Source organism: Vibrio sp. 16 (genome assembly GCF_963681195.1).
Lineage (GTDB): Bacteria > Pseudomonadota > Gammaproteobacteria > Enterobacterales > Vibrionaceae > Vibrio > Vibrio sinaloensis_D.
Genome location: NZ_OY808997.1, coordinates 810,502 through 835,590, shown reverse-complemented (window position 1 = coordinate 835,590; position 25,089 = coordinate 810,502). Strand labels below are relative to the sequence as shown.

Genomic DNA, 25,089 nt, shown 5'->3' with positions numbered 1-25,089 from the left:
TAAAACCTAGGTGGCGGAAGCTGCCATATCGAAAATTACGACTCCATTTCATCTAAGACGAGAAAAACGTTCCCACCCTTTCACATCCCAGTAGAGTCAAACAAGAACGAGAATGTATCACTCTCTCTATTGCGATTGGCATGCCAGTTTTTCAACTCAACATAAGTCATTGATTTTAAATCAGCAGAAGTCAAAACTCAGCCTAAACTAATGAATACCCTGCGCTGTCGTGGTGCAGACTGCACCCAAATATGATTCATCTGGCTGGGCAAACTTGCTAAGTTCGCGCTTGTCCAACTAATCAAACAGCAACACTGGCTTTTGATTGACAACCTCCTTTGTCACTTGAGTGTTGAACACGTTTGCCAGTTGTTCTTCGGTCAGCACCTCTTGTGGCGATCCAAACTGCTGCATCACGCCCTTATCAAATAGCACCACGCGATCAGCGTAGTTCAAAGTCCGATTTAGGTCGTGGTTAGACATGACGACCGACAACCCCATGGAAGCCACTCTGCGAATTAGGCGATACAACATGCTCTCTTGACCAATATCCAAAGGCGCAGCAGGTTCATCCAAAATGAGTAGCTTCGCAGTCGGGTTTAATGTTGGCCAGATCTGCAAGCAAATGGCACACAGACGAACGCGTTGCCACTCTCCGCCGGAAAGGTGATGAATAGGACGATGAAGCTTGTCGGAAAGCTGCAAAATGTCGGCCAGTTCATTGACTGTCGCATCAATAAGCGTTGTCGGGTGGGTTTTAGCACTAGGGATAGACAGCGCAAGATAATGAGCCACAACCAAATTGAAAGCGGGTCGATCCGATTGTGACAGTAAAGCACGATAATTGGCTAAACGTTCAAAGGAGCAGTGGCGAATCTCAGTCTGGTCATAAAAAACGTCGCCCTGATGATCAATCATTCCTGCTAACGCATTGAGAAAGGTACTTTTCCCGCTGCCATTTGGTCCGACAACGTGCAGAACCTCACCGGATTCGACCTGCAAAGAGAACGGCAGCAAACGCTTACCGACAGATAAATGGCTAACGCGAATCATGATTTTTCACCAACATCCAAATAAACACAGGCGCGCCGATCGTTGTGGTCACCACTCCCAATGGTAACTCTGCCGAATCAAGGGCCGTTCTTGCGACAATGTCCGCGAGCACCAACAAGGTCGCCCCGCTTAGGGCAGACATCGGCAGCAGGTAGCGATTTTCACTGCCCAAAGAGAGCCTAAGTAGATGAGGCACTACTAAACCTACAAAACCAATAATGCCGCCCAATGCAACGGCGCCACCCACTAAGATTGACACCGCCAAAATGAGCTTCCAACGCACCGCGTCTACATCAATGCCCAACTGTTTTGCATGAAGCTCGCCCATCATGAGCTTGTCGAGCAATTGCCCTTTAAAACAGAGCCAAATCATCACAGGCAGTAAAACTAAGCTGAGAATATGATGCCCCCAACTTGCGCCCCCAATGCTGCCCATCAACCAGTACATCAGTTGACGCAGGCTCAAGTCATCACTGAAATAAAATGCCCATGTCACCACTGCGCCGCTCAAGATACCTAATGCAACACCAACGAGCAGCAAGCGCGTTGTGGTAAGCCTAGCCATTCGCGCAAAAGCAACAAGTAGTCCAGTAAACAGCAAGGCGCCACACACGGCCGCAGACATGAAACCAATTGGCGTCGCCATTGCGGGCAAAAAGAACAGCACCGACACCATCATCACACTTGCGCCACCTGAGATGCCAATAACACCCGGCTCTGCCAATACATTGCCAAGGAGCACCTGAAGTACAGCTCCAGACAAGGCGAGCGACGCACCAATGACTATCGCAGTTAGCAGACGTGGAAATCGCAGTTGCATGACCAACTGCTCCATCAAAGGGGTTATTTCGGAGAATGGGGAGATCGTAAGCTCACCGACCGCAAGATAAATACTACTCAAGACAAGGAGTAACGTGGTCATGAAGAAAGCAAACAGATTCCAGCGCCTTTGCTTACGAAAGAGTAATTGACTAAATTCCATGGATGATTAAACGCTGGTGAGGCCGATTCCCTGTGGGTAAAAATAATGGCTTAACGATACCGTTAAGCCATTGAAATAGGAAGTCTGAAGACGAAGTTTACTCATCGAGCGTGTTAATCGTAAACAACCTGCCCTTCTTCGTACCTTGTCTTGACCGGACAAACCATAAGCGCAGCTCGTTGCCCAATGGCGACATGACGATTTGGGAAAACAATCGCTTCGCCTTCATTTTTCGCCATCAGCGGCTTATCGCCATCGTGACCGAACACTTCGCCATGTTTGAACGCCGTGAAGTTTTCCACATTGTCATCAAACATAAAGTCGAAATCATCGTGTAAGCGAACAATGGTTCGACTCACTCGGTACATCACAGGCGGACGCGGCAAGTGCTCTGGTTTAGACGCGCTCAGCAAATCACGCATTGCTAAATCAAAAGCGACCAGTTTATCGAGCTCGTTTTCACCAATGCGCGCCACTCGACCCAGTTCAATCGTGAGTGCTTGAGCGCCAAAATTCTCGGCACTGAACCAGCTAAATGTACTCGATGGAGCATTGGAGAACATCACCGCTTCCAAATGAGCACTCGAAACAAAGTCCATCAAGGCTTTACTGCGCACTGCATGGCGTGTTTTCGGGCTAACGACAAACGAATAGTGTTTGGATAAACGAATCGCACAATGAAGATCCAGATGCCAACGCTGCTCTTGAACCGTGTCTTGATAAAAGTCCGTGACGATACGTTTTAGGTTGCTTGCGATATCCAGCTCAATAGATGGCTCATACTCTTTCTCATCAAATAGACGATTTAAGTTCACATCTAAAAAGCGGGTATGAGCGTTGGTCGCTGCCGGATGAGCGATAATGAATAACAAACGTTCAGTAACAGGCTGAAATCCCGACTGAATATCGGTCACAATTTTATCAACGATCTCCATGGGCGCTGTTTCGTCACCGTGGATTCCACAAGAGAAGATTATATGTTTTGTTTCCTGCGTGACGGTTGCAGGAATGACTTCAAGTACACCACGTTGGTGTAATTTAAAGACCGCTCCACCAGCTACTGTGATCTCTCCAGCTGGCATTTCTTGTTCTAAGTCTAAGCTGTCAAAAAGAAAAGATTGGCGAAAGAGGTTTTTCGTCATGCGCTACTCCTTTATTGCACAGCGAGTATGTTAATGAATTGTTCTGACAAATTATGTAGGAGCGGTCCCACTTATCGACACAAATCGTGTGCCGCATCGTAAATTGTCAAATTGCTACACAGAGGTGTAAACGGAAAGCACTCGCAATGCAAAATAGCCGAGCGCTCGCTCGGCTTGATGATCATATCATAAACAAGAATCGGCTATTTTTGATCTAGCAACGATTCGAACTCATCTATTTTAGTTGCAACTCTATCAATACTTTGCTGCCAAAAATCAGGCGTCGTCAGATCCATGCCGAGATGCTTGTTAACCACGTCTTCAGCCATCATTGACCCGGTATCGCGCAGCAAGCTGACGTAATCTTGATAGAACTGTTCACCTTTGCTTTCTCTTTGCGCATACACGCCGATACTAAATAGGTAGCCAAACAAATACGGGTAGTTGTAGAAACTCACTTGAGAAATTGAGAAGTGCAGTTTGCTCGCCCAAAAATAGCGGTCTGGTTCAGACATGGAATCTCCGTACCACTCCTTCCACGTTTCGCCCATCAAATCACAAAGCTGAGACGCATCAAGCTCACCGCCCTGACGCTGCTCGTAAAACTGTTTTTCGAACTCGTAGCGAACTGGGATATTGACCATCAAGGCATAGCAGCTAGACAGCTCTTCCCACAGCATTTCGAGCTTTTCTTCACGGCTCTCAACTTGTTCAAGCAGATAATCACGTACGATATTTTCGGCAAATATCGAGGCGGTTTCCGCCAACGTCATTGGATAACGGGTTTGACACAACGGCATATCGCGCATCACCCAGTTATGGAACGCATGACCAATCTCATGGGCAAGTGTCAGCAAGTCAGAGCGACTGCCACCCCAAGTCATAAAGACCAACGGCGTGCGTGTTGCAGCAAATTTAGTACAGTAGGCGCCTAAACGTCTATTCTTACTCGGCGCAGCGTCAATCCAGCCATTTTTAACCATCAGCGTGACAAACTCAGCCATCTCATTGTCCACAGTGGTAAAAGCCGAACGAATGATTTCTATCGCTTCGTCGAATGGGTAAGTTTTAGGTTCTGCGTCTGTGAGGCTAGGCATTCCTGCCAAGTGATTCCAAGGTGTCATCTGCGCTAAGCCATGAACACGAGCCATTAGCTTACCCGCCTTCTGCCCAACATGACGATTGGCCTTGGCAGTGCTCATCATGGCATCCAAGGTTTCGGCTTGGATACGGCTATCGTGCAGGCTTGGCTCCAGAAAATGGACATCGCGAACTTTAGAGCGTTTTTGGTATTCGGTTAAGCGCCATCCCGCCAAGGCATTTAAGATCGCAGCGAACGACTCTTGATTTTGTCGCATCGCATTTTGGATACCGCGCCACGCTGGCTCCTGAGCATTAAACTCGGTGCCATACAAGGTACTCGCTGCGTGGGAGAAGCCCACTTGAGTCTTGATGCCATCTTCCAAGGTGACTTGCAGTGAACCGGTGATGTTATCGTAAAGGCGGCCCCACGCATCTTTGCCGTCTACTTCCATCGCCGACAGCAATTGCTCTTCAGCAATACTTAGCTTGGTATCAGCCAGTTTGCGCATCGACTCTATTTGGAAGCTTTGTCCTGAAACGTCTGTGCTGTCATGGCTAAGTACCTGTTCAACAAAACTATCCGGTGACGTTACCAAAATATCTTGGAACGGCGTAAACGCTTGGCTCAACTCTGAGCTCAGTTTGGCAACTCGGCCAATCAGCGCTTTTGCCTCACTGTTGGTCGCGTCTGTTGATGCATGACAGTTAGCGAAGGTGTTGATCGTGGCGAGGAGCTTACCTGCCGCTTCGCTAGTTTGAATCGCGTTTTGCACGACAGACACAGAGGTCCTTGAGTCTGCGTGAATAATTAACGTTTGGATACATTGTTGGATTAGTTCAATATCTTGAGTGATTTTGCTGTCGCTTAATCCTTGATAAGCGATCGACAAATCCCAATTTGGTGTCGTCATTGTTATATTCCTTGCCCTCGCGATGATTCGATGGGTGCGCCAATAGAGCACACACGCTTATAAATCGTATCGGCTTTAATGATCTGAATGTGACTGATTGTCTGGTGCCCTATTTGTAACGTTGAATACAAGCGGCTGTCTTGCCAATCAAGTGGCAGTAGCGACGCGAGAATCATCCTGATAGTTCCACCATGACAAATGACTAATGTGTCTTGTTCGACATCTGTTACAAGCTGCTCCCAGCTCTTGGTTATTCTTGTATAAAAGTCGCTTAGGTTCTCAGCCCCAGGAAGCGTATTCTCTGCGGGAGAGTGCCAAAATTGCTCGAGCTCTGGCCAAAAAGACTTGGCAGCGTCAAATGGTACCCCATCTAGCTCGCCAAAGTGCATTTCTTTTAGCGCAGGCCATATGGCAACGTCAATATTGGCTGGTGACGCCTCAAAGAACTGCGCTAATTGTGCGCAGCGCTTTAATGGTGACGAAATCACCCGCTCAACGTTCATTGCGCTTGCCTTGATACGCTCGTATATCTGTTGCTGCGTTTGATCGTCTACCGCCACATCGGTATGACCATACAAGGCAGGCGCTCCGACGGTCTTACCATGGCGCAGCAGATAAATATTGATGACCTTATCCATGAGCGCCCTTCAGTTGCATAGGTAAACCTGCGGCGATAAAAGTAACGTTATCTGCAACTTTTGCCACCGCTTGATTCATCCACCCTGCGTGATCAACAAACAGCCGCGTGACTTCGCCCATTGGGATAACGCCTAAACCGACCTCGTTGGACACTATCACAAAAGTCGCTGTGGATTTGTTCAACGCATCGACCAACTGTGAAACTTGCGATCGAATCTGCGCTTCACTTGCCGTCTCTCCGTGGTTGTATATGACGTTGTTCATCCACAAGGTCAAACAATCCACCAGCACAATATCGTGGTGGGTAAAACGGGCCAGCAATGAAGGTAAGTCGTAGGGACATTCGTGTTCTTGCCAGTTATTTCCACGCCGCTGCCGATGATGAGCGACTCGGCGACTCATCTCACCATCAAAGACCTGCGCGGTTGCGACATAGTGCCGCTGTCGGTTGCCTTGTTCGTTGAGAATAAGCGTCTCAGCATAGCTCGATTTACCCGAGCGAGCGCCTCCCAGAATTAAGTGCACAGCCATATCAATGAGCTCCCAACCAACTAAGTACGACCAAATAAGCGAGCAATTCACTAATTTGCTGAGCGGCACCTAAACAGTCACCAGTAAAACCACCAATGCGTTTTATCAACCAACGCTTAAACAGAAAACGAAACAGCAATAACACCAGCAACATAGCGAGCATCAAGGGAACGCCTAACCATAGCGCTGGGATAAGCCCAGACACTATCAAGATGCCCAGTTCAACCTTACTTAACTTGTTTGCCAACGGCTTGCTCTTACTTGTGTCGGAGTCCGTAACATAGGGCATGTCGTAGATCAGTGACGCAGCGACCGCGCGGCTCACCACGTAGCCTGCGATCAAAGTTGGAATTAGGACCGCATGTTGAGCCAACTCAGACAAGAACAGGTACTTGCCTAGCAGGGCCATAATTAGAGCCGTCGCTCCGTAGGTACCGATACGGCTGTCTTTCATGATGGTCAGACGTTTTTGCTGCGTCATCCCACCACCAATACCATCCGCCATGTCGGTCAATCCATCTTCATGGAAAGCCCCTGTGAGCAACAAACTAAAAGCCATGGTGAGAAAAAGCGACACCTCGGCACTAAACAGAAGATGCGAGAGTGTATAAACGCCCGCACACAGCACGCCAAGTAGCAACCCAACCAAGGCGAAGTAGCGCCCAGCTTGATTCATCCGCTCTTCGCTGTATGGCGTCTCTTTCGGGATTGGGAGACGGGAGAAAAAGCCCAGCGCTAACAAAAAGAGCTCAGCTTGGTATCTAGCTTTGGCGGTCATTCAACCTCCACTCCTGCTTCTTCAAAGCTCGCCATGTTGTTGTAAAACTCGGCCGCAGCTCGAATCAAAGGGACAGCCAACGCTGCGCCTGTTCCTTCACCAAGGCGCAATGACAAATCCAAAAGAGGTGTTGCATCAAGCTCTTGCAGCAGGTATTGATGCCCTGCTTCATGAGATTTATGCGCGAAGATCATCAATGCTCGACAATCTGGATTGATTTGGTACGCGGCATACGCAGCGGCTGTGGCAATAAAACCATCGACAAGCACGGGCGTTTTCATCTCGGCACACTCAAGAAACGCACCGACCATTTGCACAATTTCGAAACCGCCCACATGGGAAAGAATGGTATGAACATCTTGGCCAACACAGCGCTCAACGCCTTTTGCTATGAGGGTGATTTTCTTCTCTAGCTGCTCTTGGCTAATTCCCGTGCCCAAACCGACACAGGTTTCAACAGGACGCTGAGAAATCGCCGCCAGTATCGCAGCTGCACTTGACGTGTTCCCTATGCCCATTTCACCAAACATAAGTAAATTGCTGCCCTGCTCTGTCAGCTGCTGAACGACTCGGCGCCCGAATGCTATTCCGTCATTGACTTGCGCCATGCTCATCGCGGCTTCGTTGGCAAGGTTGTTGGTACGTTCGCCCAATCGCTGAATAATAAAATCTTCGTGTTGCTGATCGACTGGACACAAGATCCCACAATCGACCACTTTGAGTGCAATGTCATTCGCTCGGCAGAAACAGTTGATCGCGGCACCACCCGCTAGAAAGTTCAATACCATTTGCTGGGTCACCGCGCTTGGGGCAATGCTGACGCCCTCTTCCGCGATGCCGTGATCGCCGGCGAAGACCACCGCGGTCGGCGTTTTGATATCAATCCGTTCAACCGCTTCTGGTTTCGATTGGCTTTGATTAAGAGCAAGTTGGTGCGCTAACGCTTCTAGCTGGCCTAACGAGCCCAAAGGTTTGGTTTTGTTATTGATGCGATGCCAGATTGCTTCAGAGTGTTGGGTACTCATCTCGAGATTCATTGTCTTCCTTAGTGGCTAAGTCCTTGATTGGAGATGAGTGTATCGCGAAATCTTAGCCTAGACATCCACTTTTACTTTTCCTAAACATGAATCCCGTACCTTTGTTAGTAAGACGTTTCATTTTGATAATCAATATGAAAGAAATCCTAAATTGATACTATCCTTATAAGTATTGACGTTCTCCTATGGCTCATAAACCTTACTTAATACAGAGCCTAACACCCCATGGCACCAAAAGTGCAAGGGAGAAATGTTGACGCGTAATGTGCGCTCAAGTTGATAGCAAAGGAGGTAGTTATGTTTGCCAATCAACGTTCCAAAAAACAAAAACCAGTTAAGAATGGCCAAAAAACTCAAAAGCGCGTGCCATTGTCTCTCACTTAACGTTTAATCACTTTCTCTCATAGAAAAAGACCTCGCCAACAGGTGAGGTCTTTGTTGTTTGGGGGGGGGAATTAGTCGGTTTTAAACTTGGTAACTAAGGCGTTAAGTTCATCTGCCGATTGCTGCATCGACTGCGAGTTCAACTGAGCTCGACCCGCTACATCATCGACTTTTTGTGTATCCTCGTGCACTTGCTGAATATTGCGATTGATCTCTTCCGCCACTAAATGCTGCTCTTCCGCTGCAGTCGCGATCTGAGTGTTCATATCGTGAATCGAAGAGACTGACTCGGAAATGCCACTGAAGCTGGTGTTAACTGACTCAGTCATTTCAACCGTTTCATGAGAGGCATTTAAGCTGACAGACATCTGCTGTGTGACCTCTTTGGTTCGGTTTTGCAAACGCATGACCAACTCGTTGATCTCTTCGGTGGAGTCTTGGGTACGCTTAGCAAGCGCTCTCACTTCATCAGCCACAACCGCAAAACCGCGCCCTTGTTCGCCCGCCCTTGCCGCTTCGATGGCTGCGTTCAATGCTAGTAAGTTGGTTTGTTCTGCTATACCTCGAATCGTATCCAAAATCGCAGTGATGCCTTGGCTGTCTTGCTCTAACTCTGCAATGGTTTCAGAAGATGCGGAGATAAGTTGTGCCAACTCATTCACGCTTGCGACCGCTTGGTTAATGTCCTTTTGTCCCTGAGTAACAAGAGCTTGGCTGCTGTCTGCGGCTTGGGCGGCAGTAGTACATAAGGTCGCGACTTCGTTAGCCGTGGCAACCATTTCGTTAAACGCCGTCGACACCATTTCTACCGCTTGGTTTTGACGTTCGGAAACCTGCGCAAGATCTTCAGACACGGTCAAAGCACGGGAAGCTGATTCACCCATCGCATGGCCCGCTTGTGATATTTGTTGGATCAGCTGTCTGATCGCTTTAAGGAACGCATTAAAGTAACCCGCTAGCTCGCCCGTTTCATCACTAGATCGAACTTGCAGCTCTTTGGTCAGATCCCCCTCCCCTTCAGAGATTTCCTTTAAGCCTGTAGAAACAAGCGTAAGAGGCTTAGCGATCAAGTTCGCAAGGAAAATGGCTCCCGCAATGAATATCACCACCAAAACAATGACGATAACTGAAATGTAACTTAGAAGACTCTGGCTATCTTCCATCACCTCGTCATAGGTAATTAAACCCACAAACTTCCACCCCAGTTTCTCTGAGTGATACACATTCGCCATGTAGTGTTCGCCGTTTAGGGTGACATCTAACACCCCTTCGCGAGTCTGACCGATCTGCTGATACGCTTGACCAAGAGAATTCACGTCCTTGAAATTGTTGTCTGGATTGTTGGCATCGACCAGCACATTGCCTGAGTCCTCAATCATCATCAAATACCCGGTCTCACCCAGTTTTATCTGTTTCACAATATCAGTCAGATTTTTGAGTGACACGTCAATCGCCACCACCCCAGACGCCGAAGTGTCATTGGCGGTGAACGACTTTACCGTGCCAACGATGGTGGCATCGTCTGCTGCCCAATAGTAAGCGGAGGTTCTACCCACACTACCGGGGGAAGACTGGGCAGTTGTAAACCATGGACGACTTCTTGGATCGTAGCCTGCGGTGGTTTTCCCCTTAGGCCATTGAATGTATCCACCCTTTTGAGTTCCCATGTAGACGTAGGAGTAACCAGAATGCGAGTTACCCAATTGTGCCAGCAATTGATAGATCTGCTGCTCAACCGGACTATTTTGGTCTGGTGTCATCTGTACTGAAGGCTTATCTGTGTATGTGGTTATGGACTCATTGGCTGCTTTGATAGCAGGGTGTTCGGACAACATGCGAACATTATCTTCTATGGCGTCAAAATAGATTCGAATCGCGTTGTCGACCTGACTGATTTCTCCGCGACTTCGTTCGATAAAGTCGGTTACCGCCTCACTTCTGGAGCTTGATATGACGACATATGAAATGATCGCCACTGGCAGCAAAGTTGCAGCAACAAGCCCTAGTAGTAATTTTTGTTTAATTTTCATAACTCAGCGCCTTATGCTTTCGTTGATGACCTTTTTATAAAGTTAGTCGATTCAACTAGAGATGCCATTTATGAAAACAAGCCATTTGACAAGTAAAGCGTTGATCACAGACTTTTTATCGCATTTAAGCGATGCTCTCGGTCAAACCCCGTCAATCACTTAACGTAATTGGTGCTTCCACTTGTACAGTACAGACCGACCCATCGTGATCATCGCCGGCAGCTCCGGGCTTATTGGTACCGAACTCATCAAGCAGATGTTAGACGAGCAGCCGATCGAGCATATTTATGCCTTAAGTCGACAAGACCTGCCATTTTTCCATTCAAAACTTGAAGTCATCAAAAATCAGACCTTAGACATCCACGATTGGGATGATGCCAAGCCAGTCCCGCTTTACGGGTTTATTTGCCTTGGCACAACCAAAAAGCAAGCAGGCAGTAACGAAGCGTTAGAGAAGATCGACTATGAATTGGTGTGCAAGGTCGCTCAGCAAATGAAGGTCATTGGCGTTAAACGACTCTGTGTGGTCTCAAGTGTAGGCGCTTCCATTCATTCGTTTTCACACTACTTAAGGTGCAAAGGCAAAATGGAAATGGCCATCGAGCGCCTCGAATTTGAACACGTCACGTTTGTCCGACCAGGACCGTTGGTTGGCCTGCGTGAACAGCCGCGACCCGATGAGCGGATCGTTCAAGCGATCGCAACGATCTTGCGCCCGATAATGATTGGCCCGCTTGCTAAGTTGATTCCGATTAAGGCGGGGCTCGTCGCTCGAGCAATGCAGTACAGTATTTTTGCTCACTCAAACAAAAAAGTTCAGTTCCTTGATAGTGTTTTGATGCGTAAGCTGCTGAAAAAGTATCAATAATCTGAGTTTAATTTCTTCAATAAGGTTGTTTTCGTAGCACCTTTTCACGTAAATAACCTTTCGTTCTAATCCATTCCCAATCGTCACTTTAAAGCAGGCTTTGGAATCATTATCGTTCCTTCGAACCACATTCTGTAACACATTCACCCTTGAAATGTGTCATCTATAAATATAAGGATTTCGATTATGTCAGTTGCCTCTATTGCTTCATTGGCAATATTTGCGGGTATTTTGCTGTTTCTTTATAAGCAGCAAAGTAATCAGCACACTCTCTCACGACTCGTTCTGCTAGGACTTATATCGGGCAGTGCATTTGGTTTGGCGCTTCAACTGGTTTTTGGTGAAGGAAACGCGGGCATTTCACAAACGCTAGAATGGGTAAACGTCGTGGGCAAAGGCTACGTTGGTCTGTTGAAAATGATCATCATGCCGTTGGTTCTGGTCTCTATGATTGCCGCCGTCGTTAAACTTGAAAAAGGCGGGTCGCTTGGCAAAATTTCTGGTTTGACGATTTCTGTTTTGCTTGCGACCACGGCGATATCTGCCATTATCGGTATTATGGTAACTCAAGCATTCGGTTTAACTGCTGAAGGACTTACTGAGGGTGCGCGAGAGACCGCACGCATAGCTGCACTAGAGACACGCGCGGATCGTGTCAGCGATCTTACCATTCCTCAAATGCTAGTCAGTTTCATTCCAACCAATCCATTTGCCGATCTCACAGGCTCTCGCTCGACTTCGATTATCGCTGTGGTGATATTTGGTGTGCTTACGGGCATTGCTGCGCGCAAAGTGATGGCGGAAAAAGAAGAGCTCGAGTCACCGATTCGTACTTTTGTTGAAGCAGCTCAGTCGATTGTGATGCGCTTAGTAAAAATGATCATGGCGCTAACGCCTTATGGCATCGCAGCCTTAATGACGAAGGTGGTTGCAACCTCTAGCGCATCAGACATTCTTAACTTGCTTGGCTTTATCGTCGCTTCGTACGTTGCTATCGCACTTATGTTTGTTGTTCATGGTTTATTGGTTTCATTCGTTGGCGTGAATCCAAAAGAGTACTTCCAGAAAATCTGGCCAGTACTGACGTTTGCTTTCACTTCGCGTAGTTCTGCTGCGACCATTCCGCTCAATGTGGAAGCGCAAATTAACAAACTCAATGTCCCACCAGCGATCGCTAACCTTTCCGCATCTTTTGGCGCTACCATTGGTCAAAATGGCTGTGCCGGTATCTACCCTGCTATGCTGGCAGTCATGGTTGCACCAACGGTGGGTATCAACCCAATGGAAATTAACTTCATTCTGTCACTCGTTGCGATGATTGTGATCAGCTCGTTCGGTATTGCCGGTGTAGGTGGCGGTGCAACATTCGCGGCACTGATTGTTCTTCCTGCAATGGGGCTGCCGGTGACGATCGCGGCTCTGCTTATCTCGATTGAACCATTAATCGACATGGCGCGCACGGCGTTAAACGTTTCGGGTGCAATGACAGCGGGTACCATCACTAGTCGTTTGCTTGGAGATAAATCCAACGAATCGGAGTTAAAAACGCAAAACGTTTAAAAGAGAAAATGGCCGACGATTGTCGGCCATTTTTATTGAGACATATTGAGCAACAACTTCCCTTGCTCAATAGCACTGGACAAATTATCTCGTAACTGCGGAAATATCAGTTCTCGAAACCATTTGTGCTCGTTGTCGTTTTGATTTTTGGCATGCCACAAAAGGTAATAATCATGCTCGGGTAAATCAATCGGCAGTGGCTTCACTACTAAGCTGAACCGCTCCACATACATTGCCGCAATATGAGCGGGCGCCACCATGATTGCCTGCGTCAACTTTAAAGACTCCACCGCAGAGAGAAAGGAAGGCACCACAGCAAATACTTTGCGCTTTTTGCCTGTTGGTGACAGCAGAGCATCGACCATTTCCCGCCGCTCTATAATTCCGTTGACCAGAATATGTTTGGCATCAGCCAAGTCTTGCAAACCAAACTCACTGTTGGCTTTCGGGTGCTGACTGCACATCATGACCACAAACTGATCTTGCCCGAGAGACTTACCATAAATGTTCTCAGGAATGTCTGCCGCCATGGTTGCAACTAGATCAATCGACGATTCTCCCAGCTCATCAAACTGCTCGGTTTGCCATAATCGACATTCAATAGTCGAATTGGGCGACTCTAGTTCCATCTTCGCGCAAATCTGGGGAAGAATGGTCGGCGCTACATAGGCATTGAATCCAATGGTAAATTTGCGTTCAATCTTTTGTGGCTGAATATCCTCTGTGAGATAGAGATCATCGAGCTGCTGGAGTAGCTGAGGAAGTTTGAGCTTTAGGTATTTCGCTCGGTGGGTTAATACCGAACGATTCCCTTCTCGAATTAAAATCGGATCAGAAAACTCGAGCCTAATCTGCGATAAAGTTTTACTCATCGCCGATTGAGTCACGTTAAGTTGTTTCGCACTCTCGGTTAAGTTCTGAGTTTCCAACACCGAAGCGAGCGCTTTGAGTAACTTATAGTTTCGCATTGGTTGACCCTAAATGTTCACAATCCATCCACCGAAATTACCCTAATATCCGCTAAGAAACAATGAGTTAAAGTATTCACTCGTGAGCCGGCGTTTTAACCTGACTCGCGAGAGAATACTTATACTGCCTTCGGCCTAACTAGAACTCGTAACCAATACCCACGTATGCGCTCATTGACTCGGTCGCGGTATCGTAAGCACCACCCAGTTTCCCAGTTAAATGCTCGTTGAATCGGTCACCGATACCCACGGCTATCGCTTCAGCGTCACCGTGGTAGCCTAACGCTGCGGTCACTGCGATATTACCAACGCCGTAAGGGTCAACTAAACCCGCAAATGCAGCTGACTCAGCGTAAGCGCCATCAATATTCTTCGCCATGTTTTCCATATCTTGACGCAACTCGTCGATATCATTGCGGTTTTTCGCTATCGCGGCACTGTTAGTCGCGACATCACGTTGCTCTTGTTCAATCGCTCGATGATTTTGAGCAATTTGTTGATCTTCATTTCGCATAACGCTTTGTTGCTGACTGATCGCTTGGCTATTTGCCGACGCGATTTGACCTGTGGCAGCAATGTTTTGTGCGTTAGTTTTAACCTGCTGTGTATTGTTCGCAATTGACTGGCTATGTTGCTGCTGCACAGTGTCTAATGCCTGTGTTTTTTGTTGATTTCGTTGGATCGCTTTATCTTGCTGGGCAATAGAATCCGTATTGGCAGTGATCAACTGTTGATTATGAGCACTCGCGTGCTGGTTAGCCGCTATACTTTGCTGCTGCGTGTTTTGCGTTGCTTGCAACTTGTGAACATCACTTAGTGCTTTCTGAGCACTTTGAGCGTTGCTTGCGACTGAATGGCTCAATGAGTTAATTGTCTGGGTGTGCTGCTGCTGAGTCGATGCTAGCGATTGTGCCTGCTGTTGGTTTTGTTGGATCGCTTTTTCATGCTCGGCAAGCAGATCCGTATTGGCTGTTATCACCTGTTGGTTCTGTGCGTTCGCTTGATGGTTGGCTGCAATACTCTGCTGCTGTACCTTTTGCGTTGCTTGCAACTTGTTAACATCGTTTAAGGTTGTCTGAGCCTGTTGAGCGTTGCTTGCGATAGATTGATCGAGCGTATCAAGTCTGTGAGCGTGCTGCTGCTGAGTCGACGCCAACGATTGCGCCTGGTGTTGGTTTTGTAGGATCGCTTTCTCATGCTCGGCAAGCAGATCCGTATTGGCAGTGATCAACTGTTGATTATCAGCACTCGCGTGCTGGTTAGCCGCTATACTCTGCTGCTGAACCTTTTGCGTTGCTTGCAGCTTGTTAACATCATTTAAGGTTGCCTGAGCCTGTTGAGCGTTGCTTGCGATAGATTGATCGAGCGTATCAAGTCTGTGAGCGTGCTGCTGTTGAGTCGATTCCAGCGATTGTGCCTGCTGCTGGTTTTGTTGGATCGCTTTTTCATGCTCGGCAAGCAAGTCCGTGTTGGCAGTAATCACCTGTTGGTTCTGTACGCTCGCTTGGTGGTTAGCTGCAATACTCTGCTGCTCTGCCTTTTGCGTTGCTTGCAGCTTGTTAACATCATTTAAGGTTGTCTGAGCCTGTTGAGCGTTGCTTGCGATAGATTGATCAAGCGCATCAAGTCTGTGAGCGTGCTGCTGCTGAGTCGACGCCAGCGATTGCACCTCTTGTTGATTGTGAATAATTGCATTCGCTTGTTGTGTGTCGATTTGCTCATTCGCTTTTAAGGCATTTTGGTTATCCACACTAAGTTGATGGTTTGCATCAATCGCGTGCTGTTGCACCTTTTGAGTTGTGTCTAAGGTATTGATCTTATCTAACGCTTCAGTAGTTCGGTGCGCATTGCTTGTAATAAGCTTGCCATAAGCATCCAACCTTTGTCCCTGCTGCTTATCCACCGCTTCTAGTGATTGTATTTTTTGTTCGTTTTGGACGATAAATCGATTTTGCTCGCCGTCCATTTTGTCGCTAGTATCAATTCTTGCGCCTTGATCGCGGATTTGTGATTGCAACTGACCTGTACTGCTCAATACCTCAGAACCAAGTTTCATCAATTCCCCATGAGTTTGGGCAATAAGCTCATCTTGCAAGTCAAGCCTTTGCGTCTGATCGGTTTGAACTTTCTGTACATTTTGAAGAGCGGTTTGCACTGCGTCATCGGCATGTGAAGCAAATGAGGCACTCCCCAAAACAAGCGCCGCTGCTGCAATTTTTTTATTTTTCATGTAATCACCATTGCTTAATTAGAATACTAACTCTATTTTCCCAGCTAGATTAGGCGGGATATGCAACAGAGAAAAATGGAATAAACGACTGGGAGGTATGAAATAATTTCATACCATTTAGATTTCATATGTGTATGCAAGTCACAAATAAACTTTACATACAAAAAAGGCCGACAAATGTCGGCCAGTTAACGCTCTTAAATAAGTTATTTGCTGCGAATCACGATCACTTCATTCTGATCAAGATTAAAGGTTGCACTCCCGTTTGCTACCACAACTTGGTCGCTCCCAATCACATTGTCATAAGTGCCGTTCGCCAAACCAAGGTTGATAGCATTAACCGAAGTATTGCCACCGATGTTCATCGCCACGACAACAACATCGTCACCCGCATTACGTTCATAAAGTAACACGTCATTGCTGACCCAACGTTCGATGTAACTGCCCTGCTGGATTGCGTAACTCTCTTTACGCAACTTACTTAGCTTTTTGATGATTTGGAACGCGGGAGTTGTCGTATCAAAACTTGGCATCATCTCGCGGTTATACGGATCGTTGCCGACTTGACCAAAGCCATTCGTCGTAAAGTTCGCTGCGTAGTGCTCTGTGCCGTAATAGATACAAGGAATACCGCGAGACGTCATGATCAGTGCCAAACCGAGCTCTAAACGATCTTGGGCAAATGAAATGCTCTGACGACCGCCCCACTTATCTTTGCCTGGGCCAAAATTGGTCGCATCTGAACGAAGAACTGTCGATAGACGCGGTGCATCATGGTTATCTAAAAAGACCACCTGCCAATCGCTTGAAGTAAACTCTTGGTCACGCAACTTCATGTAGTTATTGATAGCGTACATGCCCGTTCCATGATGGCCAATCAACGCATCTTCGATGATGTTTCTTAAACCAAAATCAAGCAGTGCCGAGCCTGAGGTATTGGCAAAATCGACAGACAAGCCATTGATACCCGTCGCGCCAGCGCCCGCATCCATCCATTCACCAAAGAAGTAGAAACCCGGTTTGCCCTTAGATTTCGCGTAGCTGTACAGCTCTGATGTCCAACGCTGAATAAATGACTTATCCATGTGTTTAATCGCGTCAATGCGAATCGCATCAACACCTAGATCAATCCAAAACTTAGCGCCCTCTGCAAGATATTGATAAGTTTTTTCATTGCTTTGGTCGAAATCAGAAAGGTTAAATAGATTGTGGTTTCGTACCTGATAGTAGTCGTCCCAATTGGTCACGCCACCATTGTGGTGATACCAGTTTTCTGTATCGCTGTTAAAGTCGGTTTGGAAAACGCCATTTTTGTACAGCGCGCCATATTCGTTTTCATCGTTCGGATTTGAGTGGTTTGGTGCGTAGTCTAAGACTAGCTTCATGCCGTACTCTTCCATTTTGGTACTGAGCGCACGAAACTCTTCAATGGTTCCTAAGTGTTCATCAACTTGGAAAAAGTCTCTTCCCCAGTATCCGTGGTAGCCTGCAGAACCATCTTTGTTAAGCTGATCTACGTTGTTGACTGGTGGCGTAATCCAGATAGCAGTAATGCCCATCTCTTTTAGGTAATCTAACTTGCCTAGCAAGCCTTTGATGTCACCACCAAAGTATTTTTTGAAGTCTGACTTATCAGCAGAGTAAGTACTGGCATTGTTGCCAGTGTTGTTTGATGAGTTACCATCGGCAAAGCGGTCCAAAAAGACGAAGTACATGGTTTCGTCACGCATGTCGAAGCCCAATTTCTCATGCACAACGACCGTGTTGGTATCGTCATAGAAGTTGATTTCGTAAGATTTGTTCGGATCAACCACGTAGTTGCTGAGTGGGTAGTTCTCCGACCAATCGCCGAACCTATCCACTTTAAAACTTGGCGGGTTGGTACCATCACCAGTGTTAAATTTCTTAGTAATCTGCCAGTGGTTGGCCCCAACTTTCACCATAGCTTCCGCTTGCCAATCATTGGCCGTTCCACGGAAATACGCTTGGTTCCAATCTGCCATGGCAGGCAGTGAGGCAAGCAATGTCGACAGCAGCACGAGCTTGTGTTTCATTTTTATTTTCCTACTTCACGTTATTGTTATCCCTGAATTCAGGGCGCAAGAGTCCTTTCCGCAGAGCGAAATGACTGTTTTCATTATTAAAAAAGCCACCTTGGTTAAGGCGGCTTGTCTCTTATAGGGTTAGGTTTTGTTCTGTTTCACCATCAAAAATATGACTGAAACCTGAGTCGAAGTTGAAACGAATAGATTTGCCAATGTCCGATGTGGTGATCTCTTGATTGTTAACGCGCGAGACGATTTCATTCTCACCCAGTTTAAAGTAGAGGTATCGTTCATTGCCTAGGTTTTCAACCACCGTTAATTCCCCAGCATGGACGTTAATAGACTCATCATCTTGAGCTAACGAAATATGCTCAGGGCGAATGCCTAGCCAAACGGGCTTGTCGATATGGTTGAGTAGTTTTTGCTGCTTTTCTTTGGGGATGATTATTCTGGCTTCTGGCACAAGCTCCACGTATACATCTTCACCAATTTGGCGTAGTGTGGTTTTCACCAAATTCATCGCAGGAGAGCCAATAAACCCGGCCACAAACTTATTGGCTGGATAGTTGTATAGGTTTGCTGGCGTATCCACCTGCATGATCTCACCTTTGTTTAACACGCAGATTCGGTCACCAAGCGTCAGTGCCTCAGTTTGATCATGTGTTACGTAGATCATGGTCGCAGGGTTGCCCTCTTCCTTGAGCGATTGATGCAACTGAGCGATCTTCACTCGCATCGAGACTCGCAGCTTCGCGTCTAGGTTGGACAACGGTTCATCAAACAGAAACACGTCTGGCTTACGTACGATGGCGCGCCCTACGGCGACACGTTGCCTTTGACCACCGGACATCTCTTTTGGCTTACGATATAGAAGATCGGTAATTTCTAGCTTTTCAGCCGCTTCCTCTACGCGTTGTTTGATTTCTTCTTTTGGTCGCTTTTGCATCTTTAGACCAAACGCCATGTTATCAAACACCGTCTTGTGCGGGTAAAGCGCGTAGTTCTGGAACACCATGGCGATGCCGCGATCTTTTGGTGGCAGATCATTGACAACTCGGCCGCCAATTTTAATTTCTCCCCCCGAGATCGCCTCTAAGCCTGCAATCATTCGCAATGTGGTTGACTTGGCGCAGCCTGAAGGCCCGACAAAGACCATAAATTCGCCTTCGTGAATGTCGAGATCGACGCCGTGTACGGCTTTAAAGCCATTGTCATATTCTTTTTCTACTTTACGTAGGCTTACTGTTGCCATCTCATACTCCGAATATGGACTTTCAACTGGTTAAAACTGTTTGGTTAACCGAACTAACATCGCTCGGCTAATCAAACAGCACTCCAAAATAACGAAGTGCTATTTCAATCACTGACAAGGTTTCACTAGTGCACGGACTGGTTTTTTATCTTCGCCGATTTCAATAGACCATAAGTAGTTACCGTCTTCTGGCAGCTTCACGACCGTGTTCTTGGCAAACCCGCCGCGCTTAAGCACTTTCTCATAGCCAACCTGCATTTCCATTCCGGCAGCGGTAAATTGTGGTGTCCAGCTCATGGTTGCAAACTGTAGGCTAACATTGCCCGCTTTTTCAGCGCTTACAACCTGATAAATGCCATTGCCTTTGTAAGACATTTGGCGGTTTTCCGTGTGTAGCCATTGGCCATCTGGGAAGGTGCCAACCACAAACAGTGAAGGTCGAATTGGACCGCGTTCTTCAACGCTGGCCAAGTTACAATCAGCAAAAGGGCCTGTCGCCAGCGTCGCTTGTAAACTCGCATCATCAGATGTAGATGCACAGCCCATCAGCGCACTTGAGAGTAATGCCGTAACCAGTAGCGTACGTTTCATGTTTCAATTCCTTGTTATTATGATGAGTTAATTCGTTCAAAGATTTGTGCGGCTAGCGTCCAAACAAGCGCGCAAGCCAGCCTTTTTTCTCGGTCGGTTTGTTTTTGTTTTCTTTGGTGAGTTTGTTTAGTACCGCGAGATTTTTGTAATACTCGCGGGCATTCTTAGCGGGATAGCCAAAGATATCGCTGTTGGCCGGAAAGGAGTGACTAACACCCGATTTTGCTTTCACGACTGAGTTCTTGCCTATGGTCAGATGGCCCGCTGTACCTGCTTGACCGTGAACGATAACGTGATCTTCTAATACGGTGTGGCCAGCAAATCCCGTTTGCGATACCAGCAGACAGTGCTGACCAATCTTACAGTCGTGACCGATTTGAACCAAGTTATCGATCTTAGTCCCTCGACCAATTACCGTATCACCCAAGGTGCCTCGATCGATGGTGTTGTTACAACCGATCTCAACATCATCTTCGATAATCACCCGCCCGACACTTTCCACGCGTTCATAACGTGTGCGCGTGCCGGCCATATATTCGAAACTGTAGTTACCAATCGAGTTGTTTGAATCAATCGTGACATTGTCACCGATAATCGTCCCCTCTTTGATCACCGTGTTGGCATGAATGGCAACGTTATTGCCAATCGTTACGCCATTCATGATTTTGACACCGGGCATAAAATGGCAGCCTTCGCCAATCTGACAATGCTTACCAATGTACACACCTTCAATGTCTGACGTGTTGCCTTGATCAAACAGTTGGTACTTGTGCACTTTGTAAAAGCGCATCACCTGATTGATACGCTCAGCACTGAGTTTATCAATGACGATTTTGACTTTAGCGTTTGATTGGAGAACCGATTTGGGGCCAATGATGACGTCCGCTAAAGTTTCAGAAAGCCCTTTAAAATCAGATTTCGAAAAGACAATCGCAAGACCACCTTTTACATCGCTCTTTACAGGGCGAATCTGAGAGATTTCAAGTGTCTCGTCACCGATGACTTCCCCACCCAATAGTTGGGCAATTTCTGAAACTTTAATCATTACAGGTTATCCATTATTGATTGAAGGATTTAGAAGCGGTATAGCGCTTGAACAAATAGAGTATTTTGCTCAACCACTTTCTCGTCACCACGGTATATGTCGGCGTTTGATGTTTCAGTGTCTTTGGCCCACTCATACTCAGCCTTTACAAGCCAATCCTCGCCAAGCGCTTGCTCATAGCCAATGGTTGCTTTACGGATATCTTTGAAGTAATCATCTTTGCTACCGATACCGTTGGTTTCGTTTTGACCAATTCGAGTACGCACGTACATGGTTCCGGCGTCATCAAAGCTGTACTGCACGATAGGTTCGATATATTTCTCTGTGAAGTCAGCGACTTTACTGCCATTCGCTTCATTTTCTTTAATCTGATAGAACAGCTCTACACCAAACTCCCAGTTAGCAAAACGCTTATATGGTTTGAACAACAAGCTGTAACCCGCTTCACGAGTATCCCCCCACTCACTCTTATCTTCCTTGTTTACTAGGTACTCAAGGTTTGAATAGAAGCCTGCGCTATATTCATTATTCCAGTACGTAAGATAAGGTCTTAAGCTATGCTCTCCAGACGTTTTTCTCAGACCAGATACACCGGCTGTGCTGTACAACTGACTCCGAGTGTATTCCAGTTCATAAATTAAGCCTGTGCCCCATCCATCACCAAAATGGAATCCCTTATCAATTGAAAATAGGTGTTTATAACCATCTTCCGTCTCGCTGTAGCCTTTTTGCTCTTTCTTGCGATCTTCTAATTTAAAGCCATAGAGTGCATTTAAGTTCCACTTAGCGTTTCGATAAAACAGACTCACCACTTCGTGTGTGCGAGTTTTCTCAGTCGCTTTCACTCCTCCCCATTTCTGCCAGTCAGTCGTTGTTTTGTATTCATATTCAACCGATGAGCCGACATGCCCCCCAAACTGTAGAGCGTCATCAAAAAAAGTATCTTCAGGGGCAAAGCCTCGGTCATTAGCAGCAAATGCGGTCGTACTTAAAAGCAGTGTGTTAGCAATGAGTACCGACAATGTTGTTCTTTTCACGGTATTTCCTTAATTGTTCCAGGCAGTGGATATTAGAAAAATTCTGGCCATGAATTTTAGTAGTTCACGTTGAACGCCTAATTATTGTTCTGGAAATATTTTAAGATTTCCTCCTATTGATTCTACAAATGAGACTTGCATCACCATTAATGATGTTATTTTTGAATTTGGTCACAAAAACCCTGTTTTTCATAAGCATAAAGCAAAATTAACAGGTGAATTTTACGTTGAGACCTTATTCAACCTGGTTTCATATAACAACCAGCAACCCCATAACACCGACCGAAATTAGTGACAAATATCACATATAGATACCATTTCCATGTTTATTATATTGACTTATTACGACGGCATTTTAACCTAGTAGTATCTTATGGACTACTAACCTAATGAGCGGTGTGGGTATGAAAAAAAACCTAATTACAGCAGGACTGATTGGATCTCTTTTGGTCGCGGCAACGGTCAATGCACAAGCCATCTCCCCAGAAGACAACGCAGAGCTGTTGATCTGGACGGATTCGACAACCGTCGACTACATGGAGTACGCGGCTAAAGCGTTTAACCAAGACTTCAACTACGATGTTGCGTTTTCTTTCCGTGGCCTTGCTCCTATCGATGCAGCCTCAAGACTGATCCAAGATGGCGGCTCAGCTCGCGTCGCGGACGTTGCCGAAATCGAACATGACTTGCTGGGTAGACTGGTGGTCGCTGGTGGCGCGATGGAAAACTTGGTGTCCGCACCGCGCATCAATGAAACCTTTATGCAAAATGCCATCGACGCCTCTAAGTCAGAAGGTAAGAGCTATGGTTTCCCGGTGAGTTTCGCCACCACGGCACTCTTCTATAACAAGGACTTACTGCCAAAAGCACCCAACACATTTGAAGAGCTCATTGAGTTTTCGAAAACCTTCAACGATAAAAAATCTCACAAGTACGCACTGCTGTGGGACATTCAGAATTACTACGAGTCGCGCTCGTTTGTCACGCTGTACGGTGCGTATGAGTTTGGTAATCACGGCACTGACGCTAAAGACATCGGTATCAACTCAGAGAAAGCGCAGCAAGGCTTAGAGGCGATGAAGAAACTGCGCGTTGCAAACAACTCCAACCCAATCGACATGAGAAATGCACAGGTGCGCCGAGGTTTGTTTAGCGAAGGTAAAGTCGCGGCAATCATCGATGGTCCTTGGGCCATCAAAGGCTACCAAGATTCAGGGGTGAATTATGGCGTTGTACCTCTACCAAAACTTGAAGGTCAGCAGCCTAGAACGTTTTCAACCGTGCGCCTAGCCGTCGTCTCTTCTTACACGGAATACCCAAGAGCCGCACAGCTTTTCGCAGATTATCTGTCGAGTGACAAGATGCTGAAAAAACGCTTTGAGATGACCAAGGCCATTCCACCAGTCCAATCGGTGATGGAAGAGATCATTGTTGATGCAGACGAAGCAACCTACGCCATCATCACTCAAGGTTTCTATTCAGATGCGATGCCATCCATCCCTGAAATGGGCTTTATTTGGTCACCAATGGCGAGTGCCATTACGGCAATGTGGGTCAATGATAAGTCTCCGAAAGAGGTTCTTGACCGTGCTCGCTCAATCATCGCAGAACAGATTGAATTACAAGAGTAAAGATGTCTATGTTGTTATCACAAACTCAGCCGGCACCTAAGGTGCCCGCTTCGCTCCTGATTATGGGCGCGACTCAGCTACGCTTTGGCCATTGGGTCAAAGGGGCTGCGTTCCTAGCCTTGCAAATCGTCACCTTGCTGTTTCTCGTCGACATCACTATCGCACTAAAAGGATTGGTGACACTCGGCGATGTGGCTCAAGTGCGTAATGGTTTTGACATCATCCCCGGCGATAACTCTATCTTTATGCTAGTTGAAGGGGTGATCGCGCTGATTTACTGCTTTCTGTTTTTGTGTGTCTACGCCATTAACGTGAAAGATGCGCTAAGTGTAACGCCGAGCCACGCGTCACTCTCAGAGCAATTCAAGCAGATCTACGACGAGAAATTCGCCTTTATCATGTTGTCGCCAGCCTTTTTGGCCAGCATCGCGTTCATCATTTTGCCAATCGTCATTACCGTGTTGGTCTCGTTTACCAACTATTCGGCGCCGCACCATATCCCGCCGCGTAACCTGGTGGACTGGGTTGGATTTAAAAACTTTATTGCGCTGTTTGAGCTAAAAATCTGGTCCAGTACTTTCTTCGGCGTGGCTTCTTGGACGGTAATTTGGGCGTTCTTTGCGACTGTCTGTACTTGTGGATTTGGTTTTCTGCTTGCTCTGGCGCTGCAAAAGAAAGACATCAAGGCGAAAAAAGCGTGGCGCTTTATCTTCATTCTGCCTTACGCCATTCCCGCTTTCGTTACCTTGCTGATGTTCCGTTTACTGCTTAATGGTGTCGGACCGGTTAATGCGACGTTAAACGCTTGGGGCTTTGATTCTATTGCGTTTCTCTCTGATCCATTCACGGCAAAAATTACCGTTATCGCTGTCAGTGTTTGGGTCGGCGCACCTTACTTCATGTTGTTGATTGCCGGTGCATTGACCAATATTCCTTCCGATCTGTACGAAGCGAGTGAAGTGGACGGTGCCAGTAAGTTCCAACAGTTTTGGGAAATCACCTTGCCAATGGTGTTACACCAAGTTGCACCATCTTTAGTGATGACTTTTGCCCATAACTTCAACAACTTTGGCGCCATTTTCCTTCTAACTGAAGGCGGACCTATCAACCCAGAGTATCGATTTGCGGGCCACACAGACATCCTGATTACTTGGATCTACAAGCTCACGCTCGACTTCCAGCAGTATCAAATTGCCTCTGTTATCTCAATCATCATTTTCTTGTTCTTGTCTGGCATCGCAATTTGGCAGTTCCGACGCATGAAATCCTTTAAAGACGACGTAGGTATGTAA

General features: G+C 46.8%; 20 protein-coding genes. 4 read left to right on the top strand and 16 right to left on the bottom strand.

What is annotated here, in order from left to right; translation table 11 throughout:
* Positions 1–297 precede the first annotated feature (297 nt).
* The 9 genes from btuD to U9J37_RS03715 all read right to left on the bottom strand — a co-directional run bounded on the left by btuD (position 298) and on the right by U9J37_RS03715 (position 10,570).
* Positions 298–1,053: a vitamin B12 ABC transporter ATP-binding protein BtuD gene (gene btuD / locus U9J37_RS03755; RefSeq protein ID WP_005470659.1), complete on the bottom strand. Its 756-nt coding sequence runs from the start codon at positions 1,051–1,053 to the stop codon at positions 298–300.
* Positions 1,040–2,035: a vitamin B12 ABC transporter permease BtuC gene (btuC, locus tag U9J37_RS03750; protein ID WP_005470729.1), complete on the bottom strand. Its 996-nt coding sequence runs from the start codon at positions 2,033–2,035 to the stop codon at positions 1,040–1,042. Before btuC ends, btuD begins: the two co-directional genes overlap by 14 nt.
* A 113-nt stretch (positions 2,036–2,148) precedes the next feature.
* Positions 2,149–3,177 (bottom strand): succinylglutamate desuccinylase, encoded by a 1,029-nt coding sequence (locus U9J37_RS03745; protein WP_005470831.1) that lies wholly within the window; start codon positions 3,175–3,177, stop codon positions 2,149–2,151.
* Positions 3,178–3,380: 203 nt separating this feature from the next.
* A complete protein-coding gene (locus tag U9J37_RS03740; RefSeq protein WP_005470706.1) occupies positions 3,381–5,171 on the bottom strand; it encodes a M3 family oligoendopeptidase in 1,791 nt (596 codons plus the stop codon).
* 2 nt (positions 5,172–5,173) lie between these two features.
* Positions 5,174–5,809, bottom strand: a complete 636-nt coding sequence (locus U9J37_RS03735; RefSeq protein ID WP_005470756.1) for a histidine phosphatase family protein — start codon at positions 5,807–5,809, stop codon at positions 5,174–5,176.
* Complete coding sequence (gene cobU / locus U9J37_RS03730) at positions 5,802–6,341, bottom strand: bifunctional adenosylcobinamide kinase/adenosylcobinamide-phosphate guanylyltransferase (RefSeq protein WP_005470728.1); 540 nt, start codon at positions 6,339–6,341, stop codon at positions 5,802–5,804. The genes U9J37_RS03735 and cobU overlap by 8 nt, the downstream gene beginning before the upstream one ends.
* A 1-nt stretch (position 6,342) precedes the next feature.
* The gene (locus U9J37_RS03725; protein WP_005470827.1) at positions 6,343–7,119 is read right to left on the bottom strand and encodes an adenosylcobinamide-GDP ribazoletransferase; all 777 of its coding nucleotides are present in this window, start codon (positions 7,117–7,119) and stop codon (positions 6,343–6,345) included.
* Complete coding sequence (gene cobT / locus U9J37_RS03720; RefSeq protein ID WP_005470817.1) at positions 7,116–8,156, bottom strand: nicotinate-nucleotide--dimethylbenzimidazole phosphoribosyltransferase; 1,041 nt, start codon at positions 8,154–8,156, stop codon at positions 7,116–7,118. Before cobT ends, U9J37_RS03725 begins: the two co-directional genes overlap by 4 nt.
* A gap of 455 nt (positions 8,157–8,611) precedes the next feature.
* A complete protein-coding gene (locus U9J37_RS03715) occupies positions 8,612–10,570 on the bottom strand; it encodes a methyl-accepting chemotaxis protein (protein WP_322413900.1) in 1,959 nt (652 codons plus the stop codon).
* Between the two features lie 256 nt (positions 10,571–10,826).
* Here U9J37_RS03715 and U9J37_RS03710 point away from each other — a divergent pair, with 256 nt between their 5' ends.
* Positions 10,827–11,438, top strand: a complete 612-nt coding sequence (locus U9J37_RS03710) for a Rossmann-fold NAD(P)-binding domain-containing protein (protein ID WP_083794642.1) — start codon at positions 10,827–10,829, stop codon at positions 11,436–11,438.
* A 186-nt stretch (positions 11,439–11,624) separates the two neighbouring features.
* Positions 11,625–12,998 carry an L-cystine transporter gene (locus tag U9J37_RS03705; protein ID WP_005470840.1) on the top strand — a complete coding sequence of 458 codons (1,374 nt, stop codon included), beginning with the start codon at positions 11,625–11,627 and terminating at the stop codon, positions 12,996–12,998.
* A gap of 32 nt (positions 12,999–13,030) precedes the next feature.
* On the opposite strand, the gene U9J37_RS03700 is transcribed toward U9J37_RS03705, so the two are convergent.
* From U9J37_RS03700 to U9J37_RS03670, 7 genes are all read right to left on the bottom strand, one after another.
* Entirely contained in the window at positions 13,031–13,966 is a 936-nt protein-coding gene (locus U9J37_RS03700) for a LysR family transcriptional regulator (RefSeq protein ID WP_005470821.1), read from the bottom strand.
* 139 nt (positions 13,967–14,105) lie between these two features.
* Positions 14,106–16,196 (bottom strand): YadA-like family protein, encoded by a 2,091-nt coding sequence (locus U9J37_RS03695; RefSeq protein WP_005470697.1) that lies wholly within the window; start codon positions 16,194–16,196, stop codon positions 14,106–14,108.
* Positions 16,197–16,402: 206 nt separating this feature from the next.
* Positions 16,403–18,250, bottom strand: coding sequence for an alpha-amylase family glycosyl hydrolase (locus tag U9J37_RS03690; protein WP_005470780.1), 1,848 nt, complete (start codon positions 18,248–18,250; stop codon positions 16,403–16,405).
* Positions 18,251–18,371: 121 nt separating this feature from the next.
* A complete protein-coding gene (locus tag U9J37_RS03685) occupies positions 18,372–19,493 on the bottom strand; it encodes an ABC transporter ATP-binding protein (RefSeq protein ID WP_005470789.1) in 1,122 nt (373 codons plus the stop codon).
* A gap of 108 nt (positions 19,494–19,601) precedes the next feature.
* Entirely contained in the window at positions 19,602–20,084 is a 483-nt protein-coding gene (locus U9J37_RS03680) for a hypothetical protein (protein ID WP_005470722.1), read from the bottom strand.
* A 52-nt stretch (positions 20,085–20,136) separates the two neighbouring features.
* Positions 20,137–21,129 (bottom strand): UDP-3-O-(3-hydroxymyristoyl)glucosamine N-acyltransferase, encoded by a 993-nt coding sequence (lpxD, locus tag U9J37_RS03675; RefSeq protein WP_039484811.1) that lies wholly within the window; start codon positions 21,127–21,129, stop codon positions 20,137–20,139.
* Positions 21,130–21,158: 29 nt separating this feature from the next.
* Positions 21,159–22,166 (bottom strand): hypothetical protein, encoded by a 1,008-nt coding sequence (locus U9J37_RS03670; RefSeq protein ID WP_005470801.1) that lies wholly within the window; start codon positions 22,164–22,166, stop codon positions 21,159–21,161.
* A gap of 404 nt (positions 22,167–22,570) precedes the next feature.
* Here U9J37_RS03670 and U9J37_RS03665 point away from each other — a divergent pair, with 404 nt between their 5' ends.
* Entirely contained in the window at positions 22,571–23,797 is a 1,227-nt protein-coding gene (locus U9J37_RS03665; RefSeq protein WP_043886726.1) for a sugar ABC transporter substrate-binding protein, read from the top strand.
* A gap of 8 nt (positions 23,798–23,805) precedes the next feature.
* Positions 23,806–25,089 carry a carbohydrate ABC transporter permease gene (locus tag U9J37_RS03660; RefSeq protein ID WP_043886728.1) on the top strand — a complete coding sequence of 428 codons (1,284 nt, stop codon included), beginning with the start codon at positions 23,806–23,808 and terminating at the stop codon, positions 25,087–25,089.

What these genes read in the sequence shown, in the direction of transcription:
- btuD (WP_005470659.1), bottom strand. Translation starts at nt 1,053, where the DNA reads ATGATTCGCGTTAGCCATTTATCTGTCGGTAAGCGTTTGCTGCCGTTC.
- btuC (WP_005470729.1), bottom strand. Translation starts at nt 2,035, where the DNA reads ATGGAATTTAGTCAATTACTCTTTCGTAAGCAAAGGCGCTGGAATCTG.
- U9J37_RS03745 (WP_005470831.1), bottom strand. Translation starts at nt 3,177, where the DNA reads ATGACGAAAAACCTCTTTCGCCAATCTTTTCTTTTTGACAGCTTAGAC.
- U9J37_RS03740 (WP_005470706.1), bottom strand. Translation starts at nt 5,171, where the DNA reads ATGACGACACCAAATTGGGATTTGTCGATCGCTTATCAAGGATTAAGC.
- U9J37_RS03735 (WP_005470756.1), bottom strand. Translation starts at nt 5,809, where the DNA reads ATGGATAAGGTCATCAATATTTATCTGCTGCGCCATGGTAAGACCGTC.
- cobU (WP_005470728.1), bottom strand. Translation starts at nt 6,341, where the DNA reads ATGGCTGTGCACTTAATTCTGGGAGGCGCTCGCTCGGGTAAATCGAGC.
- U9J37_RS03725 (WP_005470827.1), bottom strand. Translation starts at nt 7,119, where the DNA reads ATGACCGCCAAAGCTAGATACCAAGCTGAGCTCTTTTTGTTAGCGCTG.
- cobT (WP_005470817.1), bottom strand. Translation starts at nt 8,156, where the DNA reads ATGAATCTCGAGATGAGTACCCAACACTCTGAAGCAATCTGGCATCGC.
- U9J37_RS03715 (WP_322413900.1), bottom strand. Translation starts at nt 10,570, where the DNA reads ATGAAAATTAAACAAAAATTACTACTAGGGCTTGTTGCTGCAACTTTG.
- U9J37_RS03710 (WP_083794642.1), top strand. Translation starts at nt 10,827, where the DNA reads ATGTTAGACGAGCAGCCGATCGAGCATATTTATGCCTTAAGTCGACAA.
- U9J37_RS03705 (WP_005470840.1), top strand. Translation starts at nt 11,625, where the DNA reads ATGTCAGTTGCCTCTATTGCTTCATTGGCAATATTTGCGGGTATTTTG.
- U9J37_RS03700 (WP_005470821.1), bottom strand. Translation starts at nt 13,966, where the DNA reads ATGCGAAACTATAAGTTACTCAAAGCGCTCGCTTCGGTGTTGGAAACT.
- U9J37_RS03695 (WP_005470697.1), bottom strand. Translation starts at nt 16,196, where the DNA reads ATGAAAAATAAAAAAATTGCAGCAGCGGCGCTTGTTTTGGGGAGTGCC.
- U9J37_RS03690 (WP_005470780.1), bottom strand. Translation starts at nt 18,250, where the DNA reads ATGAAACACAAGCTCGTGCTGCTGTCGACATTGCTTGCCTCACTGCCT.
- U9J37_RS03685 (WP_005470789.1), bottom strand. Translation starts at nt 19,493, where the DNA reads ATGGCAACAGTAAGCCTACGTAAAGTAGAAAAAGAATATGACAATGGC.
- U9J37_RS03680 (WP_005470722.1), bottom strand. Translation starts at nt 20,084, where the DNA reads ATGAAACGTACGCTACTGGTTACGGCATTACTCTCAAGTGCGCTGATG.
- lpxD (WP_039484811.1), bottom strand. Translation starts at nt 21,129, where the DNA reads ATGATTAAAGTTTCAGAAATTGCCCAACTATTGGGTGGGGAAGTCATC.
- U9J37_RS03665 (WP_043886726.1), top strand. Translation starts at nt 22,571, where the DNA reads ATGAAAAAAAACCTAATTACAGCAGGACTGATTGGATCTCTTTTGGTC.
- U9J37_RS03660 (WP_043886728.1), top strand. Translation starts at nt 23,806, where the DNA reads ATGTTGTTATCACAAACTCAGCCGGCACCTAAGGTGCCCGCTTCGCTC.